The organism is Brucella ciceri (assembly GCF_041930145.1).
In the GTDB taxonomy this organism is placed as follows: domain Bacteria; phylum Pseudomonadota; class Alphaproteobacteria; order Rhizobiales; family Rhizobiaceae; genus Brucella; species Brucella intermedia.
Genome location: NZ_JBHEEV010000005.1, coordinates 234,602 through 257,143 on the forward strand (window position 1 = coordinate 234,602; position 22,542 = coordinate 257,143).

Consider the following 22,542-nt stretch of genomic DNA (forward strand, 5'->3'; position numbering starts at 1 on the left):
TTTTTGGGATCATGCTCGTGTCCCCAGGATATAAGGACCAAGAGCAGCCGGTGTGATGTCTGGTCCGTTTTGCAGAACGGCAACGATGCGTCCGTTGAAGAGCACGACGATGCGGTCGCTCAAGCGCAGCAATTCATCGAGATCGGCGCTGACGAGCAGCACGGCGCAGCCGCCCTGCGCCACTTCGTCGATGCGGCGATGCAGGAAGGCTGCCGCCGAGACATCGATGCCGCGCGTCGGCTGGTCGGCGATCAGGAATTTCGGATTGGTGGCAAGCTCGCGCGCGGCGATCAGCTTCTGCGCATTGCCGCCGGAAAGGGAATCGAGCCGTTCGGTAATCGCGCCCGCCCGCACCGAATATTGCCTTATCATGCCGCTGACGCGGGCCTTGATGGCGTTCCAGCGCAGGAACGGTCCCCGGAAAATCTGCCTGTCGGCGGTAATCGATCCGGCTCCGGCTATCGCGTTTTCGGCGAGAGACAGGCCGGGCGCGCCGCCCTGCGAAAAGCGGTCGGCTGGCAGATAGGCAAGGCCCTGCCTCCGCCAGCTTGCCGTGTCGGCGCGCAGCATGTCCTTGCCGTTGAGGCTGATCGCGCCGCTTGCCGCTTCAGCAAGGCCGGACAGCACGGAAACGAGGCCACGCTGGCCGCTCCCATCGACACCGGCAACGCCGACGATCTCGCCCGCGCCGATGGTCAGGCTCACATCCTTGATGCGGTCAGCCGGATCGGCTGCCCTGGTCGTGACGTCCTTCATGTCGAGAACGGTTTTCATCGCGCCATGCTTGTGGGCGCGTTGCGGTATGTCGACCGCGTGGCCCATCACCATCTGCATGATGGCATCGTCCGGCACGTCGGCGAGCTTTTCGGTCCCGGCGACGGCACCGGCGCGCAGCACCGTCACGTTTTCGGCCAGTTCGCGCACTTCGTTCAGCTTGTGGGAAATGAAGAGGATGGTAATGCCTTCGTCGCGCAGCGATTTCAGCTTGCGCATCAGTTCCTCGATCTCCGGCGGAGAGAGAACGGCGGTCGGCTCGTCGAGGATCAGGAGCCTTGTGCGGCGGGCCAGCGCCTTGAGGATTTCGACCTTCTGCTGGGCGGCGACGGAAAGCGCGCCGGTGATCGCATCCGGGTCGGCGTGCAGGTCGTATTGCTGCATCAGCGCTTCGACCATTTTGCGCGCACCCGCGCGGTCGATCAGCCCGGCCTTCACCGGCTCATGGCCAAGAATGATATTTTCAGTGACCGTCAGGGTCGGCACGAGCGAGAAATGCTGGTGAACCATGCCGATGCCCTTGGCCGCGGCATCTTCCGGCGACCAGGATGCAATATGCTGTCCATCGACGACGATTTCGCCCGCCGTGGCATTTTCGATGCCGAACAGGATTTTCATGAGCGTGGATTTGCCGGCACCGTTCTCGCCGCAAATGGCGTGGATGGAGCCTGCGCGGATCGAAAACGACACGTCGCGAAGCGCCTGCGTGCCGTTCGGATAGACCTTGCTCACATCGCGGAAGGCGACGATTGGGCGGAAGGCGACGATAGCATCGCCGCCTTCATTATTTTCAGCTGGATTTTCCACGGTCAGGGACGAACCTTGTTGCGGATCGCGTTGAGATCCTCGGTGCTCATGCCGAATGCGGTCGGAACCGTGATCTTGCCCTCGGAAATCTCGTCGGAAGCCTTCTTGATGGCGTCCTTCATTTCCTGCGTGGCCATGGAAGCCATGTTGCCATCCTGCACGATGCCGACAGCGCCTTCCTTGAGGCCGAGCGCTTCCGCCTTGCCGAACGGCAGGTCGCCGGCCTTGAAGCGTTCATAGGCTTGCAGCAGGCTGACATCGACATTCTTCAGGACGGAACTGACGACCTGCTTGGCGATGGCCGGATCGCTGTCCTTGAAGATCGCTTCCTGATCGGAATCGACGCCGAGAACATATTTGCCGGTTTCCTTGGCAGCGGAAAGCTGGCCGAGGCCGGTCTGCGAGGCGACGACGAAGCCGAGCGAAACGCCGGAACGATATTGCGCGAGGCCGAGCTCCTTGCCCTTTGCGGCATCCATGAAGGAACCGGCATAGGAGATGGCGATCTTGGCATCGGGCTGGATGGCCTGCGCGCCGGCGATATAGCCGACGAGGAAGTCGTTGATGACCGGAATGTCCATGCCGCCGAGGAAGCCGAGGTTCTTGCCGGTATCGCCGAGCTTGCCTTCCTTCAGCAGAGACGCCGCCAGCATGCCGCCGAGATAGGAACCTTCGTTCTGCTTGTACTGGATAGAATAGACATTGTCATAGCCGCCTTCTTCATAAGGCACGCTCGCATCGTAGAGGATGTATTTCTTGTCCGGATATTGCTGGGCGACCGAGCCGACGGTTTCCGACATCTGGTAGGTGCCGCCGATGATCAGGTCCCAGTCCTGTTCGGACGCATCGAGGAACACCGGCTCCCACTTGGTCGGATCGTCGCCGATTTCGAGAATCTTGGTCTCGACGTCGTCGCCATATTTGTCCTTGATCATCTTCATGCCCTTGGCGGCGCTGTCGAAGAACGACTTGTCGCCAAGCGCGCCATTGATGATGAGCAGGATCTTGTCCTGTGCCTGAGCCGCCGTGGTGGCGAAGGTGCCCATCGCCGTCGATGCGGCAAGGGCAAAGGCAAGGTGGATTATTCCCCGTCTGGTGGATTTGATCACAACAGAACTCCAATATTGTAGCGTTATGGAGATGGATTTTCTGCTTTGGATATTTTGCCCTCCGCCCACAGAACCTCCACACCTGCCAGCGATCAAACGCTGACGGCGGTTGCGAGTCAATCGCCAAACTTTTTGCCCGCTGTGGACAAAGCCGGTCTGTTGCGCACAATGCTCATAAAGCTTTCGTTTATTTCAACAAAGCCTGATTTGGGTGCCGCAGGGTCGGGTCGAACGGATTGAGCCGTTGCGAGATGATGGCCGCTTCCTTGCGCAGAAGTTCGGTCACCGTCTCCTGCCGCTTCTCGGTCAGGCGCGCGGCAAGCGTGCCGATGCTGAGTGCTGCCACCGCCTCGCCGTCGCGGTTGAGGATGGGGACGCCAAGGCCCGCCATGCCGTCGATCATGTTGAAATTGAAAGTGGATGCGCCCGTTTCGCGCACTTCCGCGATCATGATGCGCAAATCGACCTCGTCCACAGCCGACTTGTCCAGAATGCGGGGCATGTTGAAGCGGATGATCGCCTCGCGCTCTTCTTCCGGCAGGAAGGCGAGGATGGCAAGGCTCCCCTGACCGATGCCGAGCGGCACCTTGCCGCCAATATCGCCGGTAAAGGAGCGGATCGGAAACGGCCCTTCCACGCGGTCGAGGCAGACCGCGTCGAAATTGCTGCGCACCAGCAGGAAGACCGTATCGTTGAACGTGGTCGAAAGGCGCAAGAGCGAGGGGCGGGCAATGCTCAATATACCGTCACGCTGGCGCGCCTGCGCCGCCATCGCAAAAAACTCCAGCGACAGGCGATAGGCCTTCTTGTCGGGAAGCTGCTCGACAAGGTTTTCGGCAATCAGCGTCTTCAGCAGGCGGTGCGTCGATGGCTGGCTGAGTTCGAGGTCGCGCGCCAGATCGATGAGCCGCACGCCGTCATCCGTGCTGGCGGCCAGACCTTTCAGGATATGGATCGCCTTCACCAGACTTGAGTTAAGCGCGGCGCCGGATTTCGGATTCTCAGATATATCATCCATAAAATTGCTTCCAAATTCTGCATTTTGAAAGAAATATATAATTTCTTCCGGATTTGAAAATTATAATTTGCATTCCTGCGGATTTTTCCGCCATTTAAAACCGTCGCCAATGGGAAGGTCCGGCAAGGCACTGGAGAAGTGCCCGCAAGCGGATCGGCGGTTTTGCTTGTAATCAAGGGGAACGCTGCGGCTGCGTAAGCGGCCGGACGGTCATGCGTTCAAACGGACAAGCCGGATCAGCGCTTCAAGCGCGGTCAAGCCGCTCCCGCCAGCCAGCCCGACGAAGAGGCGACGTGAGACAACATCACGGCGCTTCCGCTCCCCCCGCATATTCCGCGGAAGTCATGCCGAGAGGGAGATGCAATGAGCTTTTTGACCCTGTCCGGAATTTCCCGCCACTACGGCAAGTTCGCGGCTGTCGACAATTTCAACTTGGCGATTGAAAAGGGCGAGTTCATTTCGCTTCTCGGCCCTTCCGGCTGCGGCAAGACCACGACCTTGCAGATGATCGCCGGCCTGGTGACGCCGACGGCGGGCGCGATCACGCTCGACGGGCGCGAGATCACGCGCCTTGCCCCCGCCAAACGCGAGCTTGGCGTCGTCTTCCAGAGCTATGCGCTGTTTCCGCATATGACCGTGGCGCAGAATGTGAGCTTCGGCCTCGAAATGCGCAATGTGCCGAAGGCGGAACGCGAAAAGCGCGTGCGCGACGTGCTGGAGCTGGTGCATCTGGGCGCGCTTGCCGACCGTTATCCGCGCGAAATGTCGGGTGGCCAGCGCCAGCGCGTGGCGATTGCCCGCGCGCTGGTCATCAATCCGCCGGTCCTGCTGCTCGACGAGCCGCTATCCAATCTCGATGCGCAGCTGCGCGAGGAAATGCAGTTCGAGCTGCGCCGCATCCAGCGCACAGTCGGCATCACCACCATCATGGTGACGCATGACCAGGCCGAAGCGCTGTCGATCAGCGACCGCATCGTGGTCATGGAAAAGGGCGTCATCACGCAGGTCGACGCGCCCTACAAGCTCTATGAGCATCCGCATAACCACTTCATTTCCAATTTCGTCGGCAAGTCGAACTTCCTCAAGGCACGCGCCGAGGGTGACATGATCGCGCTGGCCGAAACCGCGATCCGCTTCCCCGCCAACGGCAAGCAGGTCTCTGGCGAGCTTTCCGTCTTCATCCGCCCTGAAAAGGTGCAGCTCGTTGCTGCGGGCGAGGGACATATCGCCGGTGAAGTGACGACACGCTACTTCATGGGCGCGCAGTGGCTGCTCGGCGTGACGACGCCTGCCGGCCAGCTTTCGGTGGCGCTTCCCAACCTCGGCAACCCACCGCCATCCGAAGGCACATCGGTCGGCCTCAGCTGGAACCACGAGGATTGCCGCATCCTCACCGCAGGGGTGAACTGAGCATGTCGGCCGTCACCTCACAGGATGTATCCGCCGCGCCCAAGGGGCAGCGCGATCTGACGCCGCTTTTTCTGGTCGGGCCGTCGACGCTTCTGTTCTTCGCGCTGGTGCTGCTGCCGCTCGGCCTTACCGTGCTGCTGTCCTTCAACAGCTACAGCTATGACAAGGGCATCGAGAACGTCTACACGCTTGCCAATTATGTGCAGGTCCTGAAAGACCCCTATTATCTCTCGATCTTCTGGCGCACGCTGAAGCTGGCGCTGATCACAACCGTCATCACGGTGCTGGTCGGCGTGCCGGAAGCCTATATTCTCTCCAACATGCGCAAGCCATGGCGCTCGATCTTCCTGCTGGTCATCATCGGCCCGCTTCTGGTTTCGGTCGTGGTGCGCACATTCGGCTGGAGCATGCTGCTGGGCCGCAATGGCCTCGTGAACAGCGCGCTCGACATGGTGGGCCTGCCGACGACGCAAATCCTCTACAGCGAAACGGCGATTGTCATCGGCCTGGTGCACATCATGCTGCCATTCATGGTGATTCCTGTCTGGACCGTGCTGCAAAAGCTCGATCCGGCGGTGGAAGCCGCAGCGCTGACGCTCGGCGCATCGCGCCTGACGGCGCTTCGCCGCGTGGTGTTTCCGCAGGCAGTCCTTGGCATCCTGTCGGGCAGCCTCATCGTGTTTGCGCTTTCGGCCAGCTCCTTTGCCATTCCGGGCCTCCTTGGCGGGCGTCGTCTCAAGATGGCGGCAACCGTCGTCTATGACGAGTTCCTGATCGAACTGAACTGGCCGCTTGGCGCCGCCATCGCCATTATCGTTCTGGTCGCCAATCTGGTGATCATGATCGCCTATAACCGCCTGCTCGAAGGGCAGGCCAAGAAGAAGCTGGGATAGAGCCATGACGAAGAACGGTCCTTTCGCCCTTTTCTTCCACACGCTGATCGTCATCTTCATGCTGGCGCCGATGATAGTGGTGTGCCTTGTGGCCTTCACGCCGGAAAACACGCTGACCATGCCGTGGAGCGGCCCCAATGCGGGCCTGTCGCTGCGCTGGTTCGAGGCCGTGTTCGCGCATAATGATTTCATGGCCTCCTTCTATAACAGCGTGCAGCTCGCCTTTTTCTCGGCAACGATTTCCACGCTTCTGGCCGTGCCTTCGGGACTGGCGATCGCGCAGTATAATTTCCGTGGCCGCGATGCGCTGAACGCGCTTTTCCTGTCGCCGCTCATCATTCCCCATCTGGTTCTGGGCGTCGCGTTCCTGCGCCTGTTCTCGCTGATGGGCTTTACCGGCTCCTTCGTCTGGCTGGTCGCGGCGCATTCCATCGTCGTCACGCCCTATGCGCTGCGCCTGATCCTCGCTTCGCTCGGCAGCATGGACCGCAATGCGGAAAACGCGGCCCGCACCCTCGGTGCAGGCGAATGGACGGTGTTCCGCCGCGTCACCCTGCCGTTGCTTCTGCCGGGCCTGTCCGGCGGCTGGCTGCTTGCCTTCATCAACTCGTTCGACGAACTCACCATGTCGATCTTCGTCACCTCGCCATCCACGGTCACGCTGCCGGTGCGCATGTATATGTATGCCAGCGAATCCATCGACCCGATGATGGCCGCGGTTTCAGCCCTGATGATCCTCGTCGCCACCGCAACCATGATTATCATCGATCGCATGTTCGGTCTCGACCGGCTGCTGGTGGGCAAGGGCTGAGCAGGCAGACCATGACGATCCCGGTTTCTTCTTCGGCGGCTCAGTTCCGCAGACGGTATCGGCTGGCCGAACAGCCGGTCAGCTTCTCGCTCGACGGCGTGCGCTTCGAGGGTCGTCGCGGCGATACCGTGCTGACCGCCATTCTGTCGGTGCAGGGCAAGTTGCGTCATACCGAGTTCACTGGCGAGCCGCGCGCGGGCTTCTGCCTCATCGGCGCATGTCAGGATTGCCACGTCATGACGGACGAAGGTTACAGGCTTCGCGCCTGTACCACGCTTCTGGAAGACGGCATGGCCTTTGTCACGGAGCCTGCGAAATGAGCGCGGTGCTCGATCCGGTTATCGTTGGCGCAGGTCCGGCGGGTGTTCGCGCCGCCGAAACGCTGGTCCGGGCGGGTCTCCGGCCCATCGTGCTCGACGAGGGGTTCCGTTCCGGCGGGCAGATCTATCGCCGCCCGCCGCTCGATGACGGGCGCAGCTATCGCAGCCGCTATGGTTCCGAAGCGCATAAGGCGGAAGCGCTGCACAAGAGCTTCGACGCATTGCGCGGCGCAATCGACTATCGCCCGGAAACGCTGGTCTGGAATATTTCGCGCGGGGAAACCGACCGGCTCGACCTGCTGACCGATGGCGTTCACGGCCAGTTGCCCTACAGCCATCTCATTCTGGCCACCGGCGCGACCGACCGGGTGCTGCCGTTCAAAGGCTGGACCAGGCCCGGCGTCTATACGCTCGGCGCATCGCAGACGGCGCTCAAGGCGCAAGGCTGCACGGTCGGTGAACGCGTGGTGTTCATGGGGTCGGGCCCGCTGCTTTATCTGGTGGCCTGGCAATATCATCATGCCGGGGCGAAGGTTGTGGCGGTGCTGGACACAGCGCCTCTCGCATCCAAATTCCATCTGGCGCATCTGGCATTTTATGCCCCGCGCATCGTGGCGCTCGGCGCTTATTACGGCCTGCGCCTGAAGCTTGGCGGCGTGCCGATCCATTACAATGTGCGGCCCGACGAGGTGCTGGGCGAGGGGCATGTCGATGGCATTCGCTTTCGCTCGGCCGGGCGTGTGCGCGAGGTTGAGTGCGATGCGCTGGCTTATGGTTTTGCCTTGCGTCCCGAAACCCAGCTTGCCGATCTCGCCGGTTGCGATTTCCGCTTTGAAGAACGCGACCGCGCATGGCTCCCGGCTGCCGACAGGCTTGGCCGCACGAGCCGCATCGGCGTCTATGTGGCGGGCGACGGTGCAGGCATTGCCGGTGCAGATGCAGCCGAAATTCGCGGGCAACTGGCCGCAATCGCCTTGCTGCGTGATCGGGGCCTGCCGTTTGACGAAGGTGCTGAACGCGCTCTTCTCGCAAAGCTTGATCATATCTATCGCGAACGCCTGATCGTCGAAAAAGCCTTTCCGTTCCCGCGTGACTGGTTCGACACGATTGCTGGCGACGTCACGCTCTGCCGTTGCGAGGAAATCGCGCTGCGCGACGCGCAGGCCGCGATCCGTCAGGGTGATGTGCGCGAGATCAACCGGCTGAAGGCACTCACCCGCGTCGGCATGGGCCGTTGCCAAGGCCGCATGTGCACGGCAGCGGCGGCGGAACTTCTGGCGTCGGTGCAGGACAAGACGCCTGCCGAAGCAGGCCGCATCCGCGCTCAGGCGCCGGTCAAGCCGATCCCGCTCGGGTTCGGCGCTCGAGCCGGGGAGGGCGCTTCGTCATGACAAGGCGTCTTCAGGCCGATGCGGTCATTATCGGTGGCGGGATCGTCGGCGGCTCGGCAGCGCTTTTCATGCGCCGGGCCGGCCTGTCGGTCATCCTGCTCGACAAGGGTTTTTGCGGTGCGCAGGCAAGCGGCGTCAATTATGGCGGCGTGCGCAGGCAGGGCCGCGCCCCGGAACAATTGCCGCTTGCACAACGGTCGCATGAATTGTGGGCGCGCCTGCCGGAACTCATCGGCATCGACGGCGAATATGTCCGCAGCGGCCATTTGAAGCTTGCCCGCACGGAAGCGCATTTCGCAAGCCTTGAAGCCTATGCCGCGAAGGTCAGGCCGCTCGGGCTCGATGTCGAGCTGATCGGCGGCAATGCGATCCGCGAACGTTTTCCATGGTTGCCGGGCGATGTGGCGGGCGCCTCGCTCTGCGCGGAGGATGGCCATGCCAATCCGCGTCTGGTTGCGCCTGCCTTTGCCCGCGCGGCATTGGCGGCGGGGGCAAAGGTGCTGGAAAACACGCCGGTCATCGAAGCGCGAGAGACCGGCGACGGCTTTGCCATTCTGGCAGGCGGTGGCTCACCGACTGACACGATCGAAATCCGCTCGCGCCTCCTGTTCAACTGCGCCGGTGCCTGGTCGGACCGGTTCGCAGCCTCTTTCGGCGAGCCGGTGCCGCTCCAGCGCATCTATCCCTCGATGGTCGTTACCGAGCCGATGCCGTTTCGCCTGCCGATGAGCCTTGGCGAAGAGGGCGGCGGTTTCTATGGCCGTCAGGTCACGCGCGGCAACTATGTCATGGGCGGTGGGCGCGGCGCGCCGCTTGAAAACCCGGACTTCTCGCGCCCTTCGGTCAATGCCGCCTCATCCGTGATGCTGCGTGCCATCGAACTGTTCCCGCATCTGAAAAATGCCCAGGTTATCCGCTTCTGGTCTGGCACTGAATCGGAAATGCCGGACGACAATCCGGTCATCGGGCCAAGCAGCCGGGTCGACAATCTCTTTCACGCCTTCGGCTTTTGCGGCGCCGGTTTCCAGACCGGCCCGGCTGTGGGCGCCATTCTTTGCGATCTCGCCGTAAAGGGCGAGACGGAAACGCCGATCGATGCCTTCCGCATCGACCGGTTCGATATGAACTCAAACCACAAAGGGGAGTAGCATGAAGTACATCACCAAAACCGGCCTGTTGGCGCTCGGCCTGTCGGCAGCCTTCGCTTCGGCCGCATCGGCTGAAACCAAGACGCTCTATATCGGCATGAATGGCGGCAATATGGAGAAGGCCTATACCGAGCATGTCCTGCCGGAATTTGAAAAGGCCAATGACGTCAAGGTCGTTGTCGTGCCGGGCACCTCGGCGGATATTCTCGCCAAGGCGACCGCGCAGAAAGACAATCCGCAGATGCATGTCATGCTGCTCGACGACGGCGTCATGGTGCGCGCGATCAATGCAGGCCTGTGCCAGAAAATCTCCGACGATCCGGTTCTGGCCGACATCCAGCCTGCCGCGCGCCTCAAGGACGACATGGCCATCGGCGTCGATATGGGCATGACCGGCATTGCCTATAACAAGAAGCTTTTCGACGAAAAGGGCTGGGCCGCCCCGACTTCGTGGATGGATTTCGCCGACGAAAAATATGCGAATGCCGTTGTGTTCCAGTCGGCTTCTGCCTCGACTTTCGGCCTGCATGCCTTCCTGATGTTCAACCGCATTCAGGGTGGCGACGACAAGAACCTCGAGCCGGGCTTCGAGAAGTTCCCCGACATGATCGGCAAGAACGTTCTGGAATTCATCCCGTCCTCGGCCAAGATTTCGGAAATGGTGCAGACCGGCGAAGCGGCGATCTTCCCGCTGACGCCAACCGGCGTCAACAACCTGAAGGACAAGGGCATTCCGGTTGAATATGCGCAGCCCAAGGAAGGTTCCGTGGTCCTCGCCGTGACCGAATGCGTGCTCGCAGGCAACAGCGAGCCGGAGCTGAGCCAGAAGCTTGCGCATTATCTGCTTTCCGCCGATGCGCAGAGCAAGGCGCTCGACCATGGCAACGTCATCCCGTCGAACCAGAAGGCCAAGGCCGGCTCGCCGGAAGCACAGGCCAAGCTCGACGCCTTCAACGGTTACATGAAGACCGCCAAGACGCTCGACTGGGACGCCGTCAACGAAGGCCGCCAGCAGCTCAACAGCCGCTGGAACCGCACCATCGAAAAGTAAGATCGATATCGTGATCCGAAAAGGCCCGCGCCGGGAGACCGGGGCGGGCTTTTTGCTGCAGGACCGCTTACGCATCGCCTGCCGATATTGTAGCTTGCGCGCAAATCATCCGGCAAATCGATGCAACGGGGCAAGCGTGAGAAAAGCGGCAGCACTCGCATTATCTGGAATTCTGGTGGCGGCACCCGCGCTTGCCGAAGACAACTGGAAGCCCGTCGAGGAAATCAAGTTCTATGCCATCGCCGGGAAAACCGGCCCGGAACTTTATGAATCCATCGGCGAGCGCGGCCCGAAGATCGGCGGCGGCAAAACCCGCGTCATCGCCCATACCAGCTATGTGCTGACCTGGGACCGGCAGTTCGACCGCTCCAACAATGCCTGCACGATCCTGTCGGCCACGCCCAAACTGAAGATCACCTATACGCTGCCGAAGCCCGCGCAGAAACTGACCTCGCCGGTGAAGGAACATTGGGAAACCTTCTATGAAGGCATCCGCAGGCATGAGCTTGTGCATGGCGACCACGCCAAGGACATGACGCGCGAGATCGTGCGCCGGACCGTGGGCCTGTCGGTTCCTAACGACCCGAAATGCCAGAAGATCCGCAAGGTGCTGATCAAGGAAATCACCGATATGGTCGATGTGCAGCGCGCGCAAGGCCGCGCCTTCGACCGGGTGGAGATGGGCAATGGTGGCAACGTCCACCAGCTGATCCTGGCTCTGGTGAACGGCGGCTGATTTTCTCCATTGGAGCGCATTCCGAAACGTGTGAAACGGTTTTCGGAAAAGATGCGCGTCAAAACAAATGCTTGAAGCGGTTCCGGCAATTCCTTTTTAACCGGAACCGCTCCAGCCTGCGTTGCGCTCCAAAACCTGCAATTTTGAACCAGATGGAACATTCGTGACAGCCGCGCAATGAAGGGTTTTCATGCGTTTGTTCAAACAGAACCCGTTGACATCCTAACCAGTTAGTACATTTTAGAAAACAGCGCAGCCGATCATGCATTCCGTTCCGAGGTGGAGGACCGAGGTGGAGGACCGAGGAGGAGCGGATTGCAGCTTGCGACAGGGCACTGCCGGGAACCGGACGGATTTCTGACACGCCTTTAGTTGCGATGGCCGGCGCGGACAGCGGGAAAGTATAGTCGCCGCCGGATGCATGGGCATCCTGCAAGGATGCGGTGCTGCTTTCTCTCGAAACCCGAAAAGGGACAGCGGTCCGCAAGCGATGCGCCCAGAGGAGGGCCGAAGGAGGCCGAGGGGAGGAACGTGAAAGCTTTAGTCGATTTCTATTTTACGGCGGCGCGGTTCGCCATTGCCTGCCTACTTGGCTGCATGGTGGTGCTCGTGTTCGGCAATGTGGTGCTGCGCTACGCCTTCAATCAGGGCATAACGGTTTCGGAAGAGCTGTCGCGCATCTTCTTCGTCTGGCTTACCTTTCTGGGCGCGGTCGTCGCCATGCGCGACCATGCGCATCTGGGCGTGGATTCTTTGGTACGCCGCTTGTCGCCTGCGGGCGCGCGCATTGCGCTGGTCGCAGGCCACATCATGATGTTCGGCGCGACCTGGCTGGTTCTTTCGGGAAGCTGGACGCAGACCCTCATCAATATCCCGACGCTGGCCCCTGCGACGGGCATGTCGATGGGCTGGTTTTACGGCGCGGGGCTGGCCTTTGCCGTGCCCGCGCTCCTCATCATCGCGTGGAACGGCTTCGGCATCGCGACCGGGCGCATCGATGTCGCCAGCACGCATTTCGTGACGGACAGCGAGGAGCATGTCACACCCGTCCCGACCGATGAAGATCGCAAATAGGGCGCGCTGACAATGACCTTGCTCATCTTTCTTGCCGCCCTTCTGGTTCCGATGGCGCTCGGCGTTCCGGTGGCCTTCGCGCTCATCATCAGCGGCGCGGCGCTGATGATGTATATGGATCTGTTCGACGCTCAGATCGTGGCGCAGAACGTGCTGAACGGCGCGGACAGTTTTCCGCTGATGGCCGTCCCGTTCTTCCTGCTTGCGGGGGAAATCATGAATGCGGGCGGCCTTTCGCGCCGCATCGTCAATCTGGCGCTGGTCATGGTGGGCCATGTGCGCGGCGGTCTCGGCTTCGTCGCGATCTTCGCGGCCTGCGTGATTGCAAGCCTTTCGGGTTCGGCGGTCGCTGACGCGGCGGCGCTCGGCGCATTGCTGTTTCCGATGATGCGCAATGCCGGACATGAGCCGGGCCGCGCCGCCGGGCTGATCGCCTCGGCTTCGATCATCGCGCCGATCATCCCGCCATCCATCGGCTTCATCCTGTTTGGCGTGATCGGCGGCGTTTCGATCACCAAGCTGTTTCTGGCGGGTATTTTTCCCGGCCTGATGATTGCCGTGGCGCTGTGCGTGACATGGTTCATCCTTGCCCGCCGCGAACAGTTCGACCTGCCGAAGAAGGCCGCGCCCGGTGCGCGGATGCGGGCTTTCCTCGACAGTATCTGGGCCCTGATGCTGCCGGTCATCATCATTGTCGGCCTTCGCTTCGGCGTGTTCACGCCGACGGAAGCGGGCGTGGTCGCCGCCGTCTATTCGCTGTTCGTGGCAACCGTGATCTATCGGGAACTGCCGCTTTCCCGGCTCTATCCGGCCATGGTGGACGCTGCGAAGACGACCGCCGTGGTGATGTTCCTCGTTGCCAGCGCCAGCGTTTCGGCCTGGATGATAACCGTTGCCGATGTGCCGGGGGAACTCGCCGATCTGGTGCGACCCCTGATGGATAACCAGACGCTTCTGCTGCTTGCCATCATGCTGATGGTTGTTCTCGTCGGCATGGCGATGGACATGACCCCGACGATCCTGATCCTGACGCCGGTGTTGATGCCGATCATCAAGGAGGCAGGCATCGATCCGGTCTATTTCGGCGTGCTGTTCATCATCAACAATTCCATCGGCCTCATCACCCCGCCTGTCGGCACGGTGCTGAATGTGGTGTGCGGCGTCGCGCGCCTGCCATTCGAAAAGGTGATGACGGGCGTGCTGCCGTTCCTGATCGCGCAGCTGGTGGTGCTTTTCCTGATGGTGCTGTTTCCGCAGCTGGTGACGGTGCCGATGGGCTGGTTTCATTGAATCAAGAACGGGGGCCGCGTGATGCGGCCCTGAAGACATTGAAATAACGAGTGGGAGGAAGACATGAAGAAAATACTGAAGACAATGGCATTGGGCATGGTTCTGCCGCTGGCCCTGATGACGACCACGGCCATGGCCGAAATCCGTTCGCAGACCATCAAGTTTGCCGCCGCCAACAGCAAGGGCCATCCGCAGGTCACGGGCATGGAGAAATTTGCCGAGCTGGTGAAGGAAAAGAGCGGCGGGCAGATCAATGTGAAACTGTTTCCCGGCGGTGTGCTGGGCAGCGATCCGCAGACGCTTTCCGGCTTGCAGGGCGGCGTGGTGGAAATGACGGTAATGAATGCGGGCATCCTGTCCAGCACCGTCAAGGCATTCGAGGCTGTCGATCTGCCATTCCTGTTCAACAGCGGCGAGGAAGCCGACAAGGTCATGGATGGCCCGTTCGGCACCAACCTCCTGAAGCGCCTGCCCGATACGGGGCTGGTCGGGCTTGCCTATTGGGAACTCGGTTTCCGCAACCTGACCAACAACCGCCATCCGGTCGCGAAACTGGAGGATATTGCCGGGCTGAAGATCCGCACCCTGCAATCGCCGGTTCCTGTCGCCCTGTTCAATACGCTTGGCGCCAATGCGGTGCCGCTGCCCTATACCGAGCTTTACACGGCGCTTGAAACCGGCACTGTCGACGGGCAGGAAAATCCAAATGCCAACATCATCAATGCCAAGTTCTATGAAGTGCAGAAATATCTGACGCTGACGCGCCACCAGTACAATCCGCAGATCGTGATGATCAGCAAGAAGTTCTGGGATCGCCTCAACGATGAGGAAAAGGCGGTGATCGAACAGGCGGCGGTCGAGGCGCGCGATTATCAGCGCAAGGTTTCGCGTGAGCAGGATGCAATCGCACTCGACGAGATCAAGAAGACGGGCATGCAGGTGACCGAACTGACGCCGGAAGAAACCGCGCGCCTGCGCGATGCGGTAAAGCCGATCATCGACAAGTTCAGTGCCGAAATCGGTGCGGAAACCGTCAATGAGCTGTTTGCCGAATTGAAGAAGGTTCGCGGCGGAAATTAAAACAGTACGGTGCAGGCCGATACTGAATGAAACGGTTCCGGGCGGGTTTGCCCGGGACTGGCAGGAAACTCCGGTCAGGCCGGAGACAGGAGCGTGACATGAAGACTTCGATAGCAACCGTCTCCATCAGCGGCGATCTCCAGCAGAAACTGGGAGCCATCGCCAAGGCCGGTTTCGACGGGGTGGAGATTTTCGAGAATGATTTTCTCACCTTTGACGAAAGCCCCCGTCAGGTGGGCCAGATGGCGCGCGACCTGGGGCTGGAGATCACGCTTTTCCAGCCTTTCCGCGATTTTGAAGGCATGCCCGAACCTCTACGCAGCCGCACTTTCGACCGCGCCGAACGCAAGTTCGACCTGATGCAGGAGCTGGGCACCGATCTCGTTCTGGTCTGCTCCAACGTGTCGCCAGCTGCCATTGGCGGCATTGACCGCGCCGCGGATGATTTTCGCGAGCTTGGCGAGCGGGCGGCGCGGCGCAATCTGCGCGTCGGTTACGAGGCGCTCGCCTGGGGCCGCCATATCAGCGACCACCGCGATGCATGGGAGATCGTGCGCCGCGCCGACCATCCCAATGTCGGGCTGATCCTCGACAGTTTTCACACGCTGGCGCGCAAGATCGACGTGAATTCGATCCGCTCCATTCCGAAGGACAAGCTTTTCATTATCCAGATGGCGGATGCGCCTCTGATCGACATGGACCTGCTTTACTGGAGCCGCCATTATCGCAACATGCCGGGCGAGGGCGACCTGCCGGTGCTGGATTTCATGCGCGCGGTGGCCGCGACCGGCTATGACGGCTATTTCTCGCTGGAAATCTTCAACGACCAGTTCCGTGGCGGATCGCCCGCCATGATCGCTGCCGACGGACGCCGTTCGCTGATCTATCTTGGCGATCAGGTTCGCCGGGTCGAGCCGGACAACAGGCTGACGGTCCCCGCCATGCCGCCCCGCGCAAAGGTGCACCGGGTCGGCTTTGTCGAGTTTGCCACCCATGCCGAAGATGCAGAGCGACTGGTGGCCGCTGTCGGCGCGCTGGGCTTCAGGCTCGCTGGCAGGCATCGTACGAAAGAAGTGGCGCTCTACCGGCAGGGTGACATCAATCTCGTCATCAATACCGATACGCGCGGCTTTGCAAGCTCGGCCTATGCCGTTCACGGCACCGCAGCCTATGCAATGGGGCTCGTCGTGGACGATGCGGCGCAAGCCCATGCGCGCGCCGTTGCCATGGGTGCGGAGAATTTTGAACAACCGCTCGATCCGGGCGAAATCGCCATGCCCGCCATTCGTGGCGTTGGCGGCGGGCTGGTCTATTTTCTTGACGAAAAGACCGATCTGGCCCGCATCTTCGATATCGAGTTCGAGCCGGTTGCAGGCAATGAAACGGGTGCCGGTGTCGGCCTCACCCGCATCGATCATGTTGCCCAGACGATGAAGTTCGATGAGCTTCTGACCTGGCTCCTCTTCTATACCTCGCTCACGGAATCGCGGAAATCGCCCATGGTCGATATCGTCGATCCGGGCGGCGTCGTTCGCAGCCAGGTGGTGGAAAACGATGAGGGAACGCTGCGCATCACGCTCAACGGCGCGGAAAACCGTCGCACACTGGCCGGTCGCTTCATCGCCGAAACCTTCGGCTCGGGCATCCAGCATCTGGCCTTCGCCACGGACGATATCTTCGCGACGGCTGCGGCCCTGCGCGACAACGGCTTTCACACGCTGGAAATCTCGCCGAATTATTACGACGATCTGGAAGCGCGGCTCGGTCTCGACCCGGAATTCACCGACCGGCTCAAGGCTGCGAACGTGCTTTATGACCGCGACGAGAGCGGCGAATATTTCCAGCTCTATAGCCCGACCGACGATCAGGGCTTCTTTTTCGAAGTCGTGCAAAGGCAGGGCTACAAGGGGTATGGCGCGGCCAATGCGATCTTCCGCATTGCGGCGCTGCGGCGCTACATGCGCCCGGCGGGCATGCCGAAAAGTGCAGCGGCACTTTGATCGCTGGGGGAGAGGAAACCATGGCAAAGGCGCTCGCCAAGGCGCAGACGCGCAAGAACGACCCGGATGCAACGCGGGAAAATATTCTCGACGTTGCGGGGCGGGAGTTCGTGGCATCGGGGTTTTCCGGCGCCCGCGTGGACGAGATCGCGGCGCAGACCCGCACGTCCAAGCGCATGATCTATTATTATTTCGGCAGCAAGGAGGGGCTTTATCTCGCCGTGCTGGAACGCGCCTATGGAAAGATACGTGCGCTGGAAAGCTCGCTGTCGCTCGACGATCAGGACCCGGAATCCGCCATGCGCAGTCTGGTGGAAAGCACTTTTGACCATGACGACGCCAATCCGGATTTCGTGCGGCTGGTCGCGGTGGAAAACATTCACCGCGCCGAACACATGGAGCGCTCCGATGTCCTGTCGCGCCAGAATGTGACCATTCTGGAAACGATCGAGAAAATCCTCGAACGCGGGCGCGAGCAGGGCGTTTTCCAGCGACGCATTTCCGCGCTCGACCTCCACATGCTGATCAGCGCGCAGTGCTTCTTCCGCGTGTCCAACAGGCACACATTCGGCGCGATCTTCGGCACCGACCTCATGGCCTCAGACGTGAAGGCGCGGCATCGCCGCCTGATCAGCGACACGATCATCGCCCTTTTGAAAAGCCCGGAATAGCGGGGGTCGGCGCGCCGTCCGATCCTGTGGAGAATGGAATTGAGAAGTGAAGTGACGAAACGCCGTATTCATGTGGGCCTGATCGGCGCGAATATCCAGCGTTCGCTCTCACCGGCGATGCATATGCGGGAAGGCGAGGCGGCGGGTCTCGCCTATCGCTACGACATTATCGATCTTGCCGAGAAGGGGCGTTCAGCCAGCGATCTGCCCGCGCTTGTCGCGGAGGCGGAGGCTGCGGGTTTTTCCGGTCTCAACATCACCCACCCCTGCAAGCAGGCGGCGGTGGCGCTGGTCGATGAACTTTCGCCCCATGCTTTTGCCCTGCAATCGATCAACACGGTGGTGTTTTCCGATGGCAGGCGCATCGGCCACAACACCGACTGGTGGGGCTATGCGGAAGGGTTTCGTCGCGGCCTGCCGGGTGCGTCGCTTGCGCGTGTGGTGCTGCTCGGTGCGGGTGGGGCCGGGGTCGCCGTTGCCTACGCGCTCGCCGAGATGGGGGCGCTGGAAGTGCACATCTTCGACCTCGACGCCGCGAAGGTCGATGCGGTCATCGGCAAGCTCGTTGCGGTGCAGCCGCAATGCAGTTTCATTGCAGGTTCCGATCTCGCGGGAACGCTGGCGGGGGCATCTGGTCTGGTCCACGCGACGCCAACGGGCATGGATGCGCATCCCGGCCTGCCGCTCGCGCCCGCGCTGGTACAGCCTCACCTCTGGGTTTCCGATATCGTCTATTTTCCATTGCAGACGCCGCTGGTTCGGCTTGCGAAGGAGCGCGGATGCCGCGTGCTCGACGGCGGCGGGATGGCTGTGTTTCAGGCGGTCGGCGCATTCGAGCTCTTCAGTGGCATCAAAGCCGATCCGGACCGGATGCTTGCCCATTTCGCGCAGTTGCAGGCGCGGAACTAGAGCAATAAAGGATCTTCAAAAATGGACGCAAGGATAAGTTTCCGGATTCTACGCTAACGACTCTGGTCTCCAGCGCCGCTATCTTCAATCATCTGGTAGAGCAAGCATAAATCACCGAACGGCACGTTTCTATTCAAGCGTGTTGATGAAGATGCTTTGTGTTTTTGCGGGATCGCTTGTTGAAGAATTGGCGTTGGAGGTTCTCGTGAGTATAAACTTCAGATCATCGGGTATATCTGCCACGCGCATGTCGACGCGGCGCATCCTTGTCGCCGGTGGCGCGGGGTTTCTTGGCTCTCATCTTTGCGAACGTCTTCTGAACGAAGGAAACTTCGTCGTCTGCGTCGATAATTTTTCGACCGGACGGCTTGAGAACCTGCGCAATCTCCTGCGTTACGACACGTTCAGCTTCGTTCGCCACGATATCGTCAACCCGATCGATCTGCCGGTGGACGAGATCTACAATCTGGCATGCCCGGCTTCGCCGCCGCATTATCAGGCTGATCCGGTGCATACGATGAAGACGAGCGTCATCGGCTCGCTCAACCTGCTTGAGCTTGCAGCACATTACCAGGCCCGGATTTTTCAGGCATCGACTTCGGAAGTCTACGGCGATCCGCAGACGCATCCGCAGCCGGAAGCCTATTGGGGCAATGTCAATTCCTTCGGTCCCCGGTCCTGCTACGACGAAGGCAAGCGCTCCGCCGAAACGCTGTTCTACGATTTTCACAAGCAGTATGGCGTCGATATCCGCATCGTGCGCATCTTCAACACCTATGGCCCGCGCATGCGGCCCGACGACGGGCGCGTCGTGTCGAACTTCATCGTTCAGGCCCTCAAGCGTGAAGACATCACCATCTATGGCGACGGCTCGCAGACCCGCTCCTTCTGCTATGTCGACGATCTGATCGAAGGCTTCAGCCGGCTGATGAACAGCCAGGTCCGCAAGCCCGTCAATCTGGGCAATCCGGGAGAGTTCACCGTGCGTGAACTCGCCGAGCAGATCATTGCACTGACCGGTTCGTCATCGCGGATCGTCTATCGTCCGCTGCCGACCGACGATCCGCGCCAGCGCCGTCCCGACATCATGCTCGCCAAGCGCGAGCTTGGCTGGGAACCGCAGATAGCGCTTGTCGAAGGGCTGAAGCAGACGATCGCCTATTTCGAACGCCAGCTTGTCAGGCCGACGGGCGAGCTTTTCGAGGTGGCGAGATGACACGGCCGACCATACTCGTCACCGGCGGTGCAGGCTTCATCGGAAGCCATACGGCGAAGCTTCTGCATGAGAGCGGATTCTCGCCGGTCGTCTATGACAACCTGTCGACGGGTCACCGGTCTTCCGTTCGCTGGGGCGAGTTTGTCGAGGGCGACACGCTTTCCCAGGATCAGCTTGTCGCTGCCATCACGAGCTTTGATCCGGCAGCCATCATCCACTTTGCGGCCTCGGCTTATGTGGGGGAATCCGTCACGGACCCCGCGAAATATTATCGTAACAATGTCGGCGGCATCCAGTCCGTTCTGGAGGCGAGCCGCCTGACGGGCGGACGCCCTGTCATCTTTTCATCGAGCTGCGCCACCTATGGCATTCCGAATGCGCTGCCGATCCGCGAGGGTGAAATGCAGCGCCCCATCAACCCCTATGGGCGCACGAAGCTGATCGCCGAACATATGCTGGCCGACTATTCGGCAGCCTATGGCTTGCCCTATGCGGCACTGCGCTATTTCAACGCCTGCGGCGCCGATCTGGATGGCGAACTGGGCGAAAGGCACGATCCCGAAACCCATCTGATACCGCGCGCCATGCTGGCTGCGGCGGGAAAGGCGGATTGCCTCGAAGTTTACGGCGATGATTACGAAACGCCGGATGGCACCTGCATCCGCGACTATATTCATGTCGTCGATCTGGCGCGGGCGCATGTGCTTGCGGTCGAACATCTTCTGAATGGCGGTGGAAACCTCGTTCTCAATCTGGGAACCGGGCGCGGAACATCCATCAGGGAAATCGTGGATGCGATAGACCGGCTGACCGGCCGCAGGGTGCCCGTCGAAATGCGGCCGCGCCGGGCGGGCGACCCGCCCGTGCTTTATGCCGATCCATCGGAGGCTGCGGCAAAGCTCGGCTTCCGCACGCTCCATTCCGATCTCGATACGATCATCCGCACGGCTGCGCCCTTCTTTGGGCTGGAGATGCGGACATGACACGGCGCGAGCTTCACCCAGTCACTGGTGGCGATACAGGCGAAACGGAACCCTTGCTGACGCCCATCTTCACTGGCCGCAAGCGGGTGGAGTATGTGGTTGGCATTGTCCTCTGGGCCCTCGCCCTCGCCTATTTCTGGCAATGGTGGCTCATCAGCGCCACGCCCAATCACCTTGCGGGTTATATTCTGGTGACGGCGCTCCTGGCCTGGATCACGATCCTGCCGCTTTATTTCATCACCATTTTCTTCCACGCGGCGCGCCCCACCGGCCCGCTTCGCATCCCTGCTGGAAGCCGCGTTGCCATGGTCGTCACCAAGGCGCCGTCTGAGCCGTTCGAGGTGGTGGCTGAAACCTTGCGCGCCATGCTGGCGCAGGATGTGCCGCACGATACCTGGCTTGCCGATGAGGACCCTTCGCCCGCGACGCTTGCCTGGTGCCGGGAACATGGCGTGTACGTTTCCACGCGCAGGGGACGTGCCGATTATCATCGGCAAAGCTGGCCGCGCCGCACCCGGTGCAAGGAAGGCAATCTCGCCTTCTTCTACGATCACTATGGCTATGAGCGCTATGATTTCGTGTCGCAGCTCGATGCCGATCATGTGCCTGAGCCGGGCTATCTCTTCAACATTCTGCGGCCCTTCGCCGATCCCGCGGTTGGTTATGTTTCCGCGCCAAGCATTTGTGATCGCAATGCGCATGAAAGCTGGTCGGCCCGCGGGCGTCTCTATGTGGAAGCCAGCATGCATGGCTCGCTGCAGGCCGGTTACAACGGAGGCTTTGCCCCGGTCTGCATCGGCTCTCATTATGCGGTACGCACGGCAGCGCTGAAGGAAATCGGCGGCCTTGGACCCGAACTGGCCGAGGATCATTCCACGACCCTGTTCATGAATGCGCATGGCTGGCGCGGCGTTCATGCGCTGGATGCCATCGCCCATGGCGACGGTCCACGCACCTTTGCCGATCTTGTGACGCAGGAATTCCAGTGGTCGCGCAGCCTCGTGATGATCCTGTTGCAATATACGCCGAAGCTGATCGGTCGCTTGCCGCTGCGCCTGAAGATCCAGTTTCTGTTCTCGCAGCTTTGGTATCCTCTCTATGCTTTCTTTCTGGCGCTGACATTCGTTCTGCCGATAGCCATTCTGGCTTATGGTGATAATTTCGCCAGCGTTACCTATCCCGCTTTCCTGATGCACTTCATGCCGCAATCGCTCGTGATTTTGGCGCTGGCATTCTGGTGGCGGTCGAGCGAGACGTTCCGCCCTGTCGACGGCAGGATTTTCAGCTGGGAAGCGATGCTGTTCCTGCTGGCACGCTGGCCCTGGGTTCTGGCTGGAACCTTCGCAGCCTTCCGTGACTGGCTGACCGGTTCCTTTGTCGATTTTCGTGTCACGCCGAAAGGCTCATCCGAGGTCGATCCGGTGCCACTGCGGGTGATCGCGCCCTATGCGCTGATCTCCGGTGTGTCCATTCTGCCTGTCCTCGTGGTCAGCGGTGCCGATCAGACGCGAGGCTTCTTCATCTTCGCCATCATCAATGCGTGTTTCTACCTGTTCCTGATGGCGATGATCGTCATCCAGCACACGCGGGAAAATCAGGTGCGCATGACGAACCGCCTCTATCGGCCGGCAATGGCATGCAGTTTCACGGCGCTGGTGGCGTTGACAGGCTTCACCACTGCCGAACGCGGGCGCGACGGCATCGAGGCTCTGAGCTGGGGCACAAAAAGCTTCACGCTCTTTGACGACCGCTTCTCGGTTGCAGGGGCTGGCAGAGGCGGGCGCGACGTTCACCGGACAGTCTTCAACCCACGCTGGCGCACCGGTGCGCCCAGCGCAGTAAACTAGGCGA

At 60.9% G+C, this 22,542-nt stretch carries 20 protein-coding genes; 17 read left to right on the forward strand and 3 right to left on the reverse strand.

Annotated features, from left to right (window positions below):
- Nucleotides 1-9: 9 nt before the first annotated feature.
- The 3 genes from JNC63_RS12035 to JNC63_RS12045 form a co-directional block, all read right to left on the reverse strand.
- Nucleotides 10-1,581: an ABC transporter ATP-binding protein gene (locus JNC63_RS12035; protein WP_063621222.1), complete on the reverse strand. Its 1,572-nt coding sequence runs from the start codon at nucleotides 1,579-1,581 to the stop codon at nucleotides 10-12.
- Between the two features lie 2 nt (nucleotides 1,582-1,583).
- Nucleotides 1,584-2,690, reverse strand: coding sequence for a BMP family ABC transporter substrate-binding protein (locus JNC63_RS12040; protein WP_006470777.1), 1,107 nt, complete (start codon nucleotides 2,688-2,690; stop codon nucleotides 1,584-1,586).
- 187 nt (nucleotides 2,691-2,877) lie between these two features.
- Nucleotides 2,878-3,708 carry an IclR family transcriptional regulator gene (locus tag JNC63_RS12045; RefSeq protein WP_006469575.1) on the reverse strand — a complete coding sequence of 277 codons (831 nt, stop codon included), beginning with the start codon at nucleotides 3,706-3,708 and terminating at the stop codon, nucleotides 2,878-2,880.
- A 363-nt stretch (nucleotides 3,709-4,071) separates the two neighbouring features.
- On the opposite strand from JNC63_RS12045, the gene JNC63_RS12050 reads away from it, so the two are divergent.
- From JNC63_RS12050 to JNC63_RS12130, 17 genes are all read left to right on the forward strand, one after another.
- The gene (locus tag JNC63_RS12050) at nucleotides 4,072-5,118 is read left to right on the forward strand and encodes an ABC transporter ATP-binding protein (protein WP_025091858.1); all 1,047 of its coding nucleotides are present in this window, start codon (nucleotides 4,072-4,074) and stop codon (nucleotides 5,116-5,118) included.
- 2 nt (nucleotides 5,119-5,120) lie between these two features.
- Complete coding sequence (locus JNC63_RS12055; protein ID WP_025091857.1) at nucleotides 5,121-6,011, forward strand: ABC transporter permease; 891 nt, start codon at nucleotides 5,121-5,123, stop codon at nucleotides 6,009-6,011.
- A gap of 4 nt (nucleotides 6,012-6,015) precedes the next feature.
- Nucleotides 6,016-6,822 carry an ABC transporter permease gene (locus tag JNC63_RS12060; RefSeq protein ID WP_063621224.1) on the forward strand — a complete coding sequence of 269 codons (807 nt, stop codon included), beginning with the start codon at nucleotides 6,016-6,018 and terminating at the stop codon, nucleotides 6,820-6,822.
- An 11-nt stretch (nucleotides 6,823-6,833) separates the two neighbouring features.
- Nucleotides 6,834-7,142: a (2Fe-2S)-binding protein gene (locus tag JNC63_RS12065; protein WP_006469571.1), complete on the forward strand. Its 309-nt coding sequence runs from the start codon at nucleotides 6,834-6,836 to the stop codon at nucleotides 7,140-7,142.
- Nucleotides 7,139-8,533, forward strand: coding sequence for an FAD/NAD(P)-dependent oxidoreductase (locus JNC63_RS12070; RefSeq protein WP_063621226.1), 1,395 nt, complete (start codon nucleotides 7,139-7,141; stop codon nucleotides 8,531-8,533). Before JNC63_RS12065 ends, JNC63_RS12070 begins: the two co-directional genes overlap by 4 nt.
- The gene (locus JNC63_RS12075) at nucleotides 8,530-9,681 is read left to right on the forward strand and encodes an NAD(P)/FAD-dependent oxidoreductase (protein ID WP_006469569.1); all 1,152 of its coding nucleotides are present in this window, start codon (nucleotides 8,530-8,532) and stop codon (nucleotides 9,679-9,681) included. The genes JNC63_RS12070 and JNC63_RS12075 overlap by 4 nt, the downstream gene beginning before the upstream one ends.
- 1 nt (nucleotide 9,682) lies before the next feature.
- Nucleotides 9,683-10,732, forward strand: a complete 1,050-nt coding sequence (locus JNC63_RS12080) for an ABC transporter substrate-binding protein (RefSeq protein WP_006469568.1) — start codon at nucleotides 9,683-9,685, stop codon at nucleotides 10,730-10,732.
- A 136-nt stretch (nucleotides 10,733-10,868) separates the two neighbouring features.
- Nucleotides 10,869-11,468, forward strand: a complete 600-nt coding sequence (locus JNC63_RS12085) for a DUF922 domain-containing Zn-dependent protease (RefSeq protein ID WP_022569311.1) — start codon at nucleotides 10,869-10,871, stop codon at nucleotides 11,466-11,468.
- A gap of 531 nt (nucleotides 11,469-11,999) precedes the next feature.
- Nucleotides 12,000-12,542 carry a TRAP transporter small permease gene (locus JNC63_RS12090; protein ID WP_006470782.1) on the forward strand — a complete coding sequence of 181 codons (543 nt, stop codon included), beginning with the start codon at nucleotides 12,000-12,002 and terminating at the stop codon, nucleotides 12,540-12,542.
- A gap of 12 nt (nucleotides 12,543-12,554) precedes the next feature.
- Nucleotides 12,555-13,832: a TRAP transporter large permease subunit gene (locus JNC63_RS12095; protein WP_006469565.1), complete on the forward strand. Its 1,278-nt coding sequence runs from the start codon at nucleotides 12,555-12,557 to the stop codon at nucleotides 13,830-13,832.
- 63 nt (nucleotides 13,833-13,895) lie between these two features.
- Nucleotides 13,896-14,912 (forward strand): TRAP transporter substrate-binding protein, encoded by a 1,017-nt coding sequence (locus JNC63_RS12100; RefSeq protein WP_006469564.1) that lies wholly within the window; start codon nucleotides 13,896-13,898, stop codon nucleotides 14,910-14,912.
- Between the two features lie 98 nt (nucleotides 14,913-15,010).
- Nucleotides 15,011-16,912: a bifunctional sugar phosphate isomerase/epimerase/4-hydroxyphenylpyruvate dioxygenase family protein gene (locus tag JNC63_RS12105; RefSeq protein WP_006470783.1), complete on the forward strand. Its 1,902-nt coding sequence runs from the start codon at nucleotides 15,011-15,013 to the stop codon at nucleotides 16,910-16,912.
- A 20-nt stretch (nucleotides 16,913-16,932) separates the two neighbouring features.
- Nucleotides 16,933-17,583 carry a TetR/AcrR family transcriptional regulator gene (locus JNC63_RS12110; protein WP_006470784.1) on the forward strand — a complete coding sequence of 217 codons (651 nt, stop codon included), beginning with the start codon at nucleotides 16,933-16,935 and terminating at the stop codon, nucleotides 17,581-17,583.
- Between the two features lie 33 nt (nucleotides 17,584-17,616).
- On the forward strand, nucleotides 17,617-18,492 hold the full coding sequence (locus JNC63_RS12115) for a shikimate dehydrogenase (protein ID WP_006469561.1): 876 nt from the start codon (nucleotides 17,617-17,619) through the stop codon (nucleotides 18,490-18,492).
- 247 nt (nucleotides 18,493-18,739) lie between these two features.
- Nucleotides 18,740-19,708, forward strand: coding sequence for a UDP-glucuronic acid decarboxylase family protein (locus tag JNC63_RS12120; protein WP_006469560.1), 969 nt, complete (start codon nucleotides 18,740-18,742; stop codon nucleotides 19,706-19,708).
- Entirely contained in the window at nucleotides 19,705-20,691 is a 987-nt protein-coding gene (gene galE / locus JNC63_RS12125) for a UDP-glucose 4-epimerase GalE (RefSeq protein ID WP_006469559.1), read from the forward strand. Before JNC63_RS12120 ends, galE begins: the two co-directional genes overlap by 4 nt.
- Nucleotides 20,688-22,538: a glycosyltransferase family 2 protein gene (locus tag JNC63_RS12130; protein WP_006469558.1), complete on the forward strand. Its 1,851-nt coding sequence runs from the start codon at nucleotides 20,688-20,690 to the stop codon at nucleotides 22,536-22,538. The genes galE and JNC63_RS12130 overlap by 4 nt, the downstream gene beginning before the upstream one ends.
- Nucleotides 22,539-22,542 lie beyond the last annotated feature (4 nt).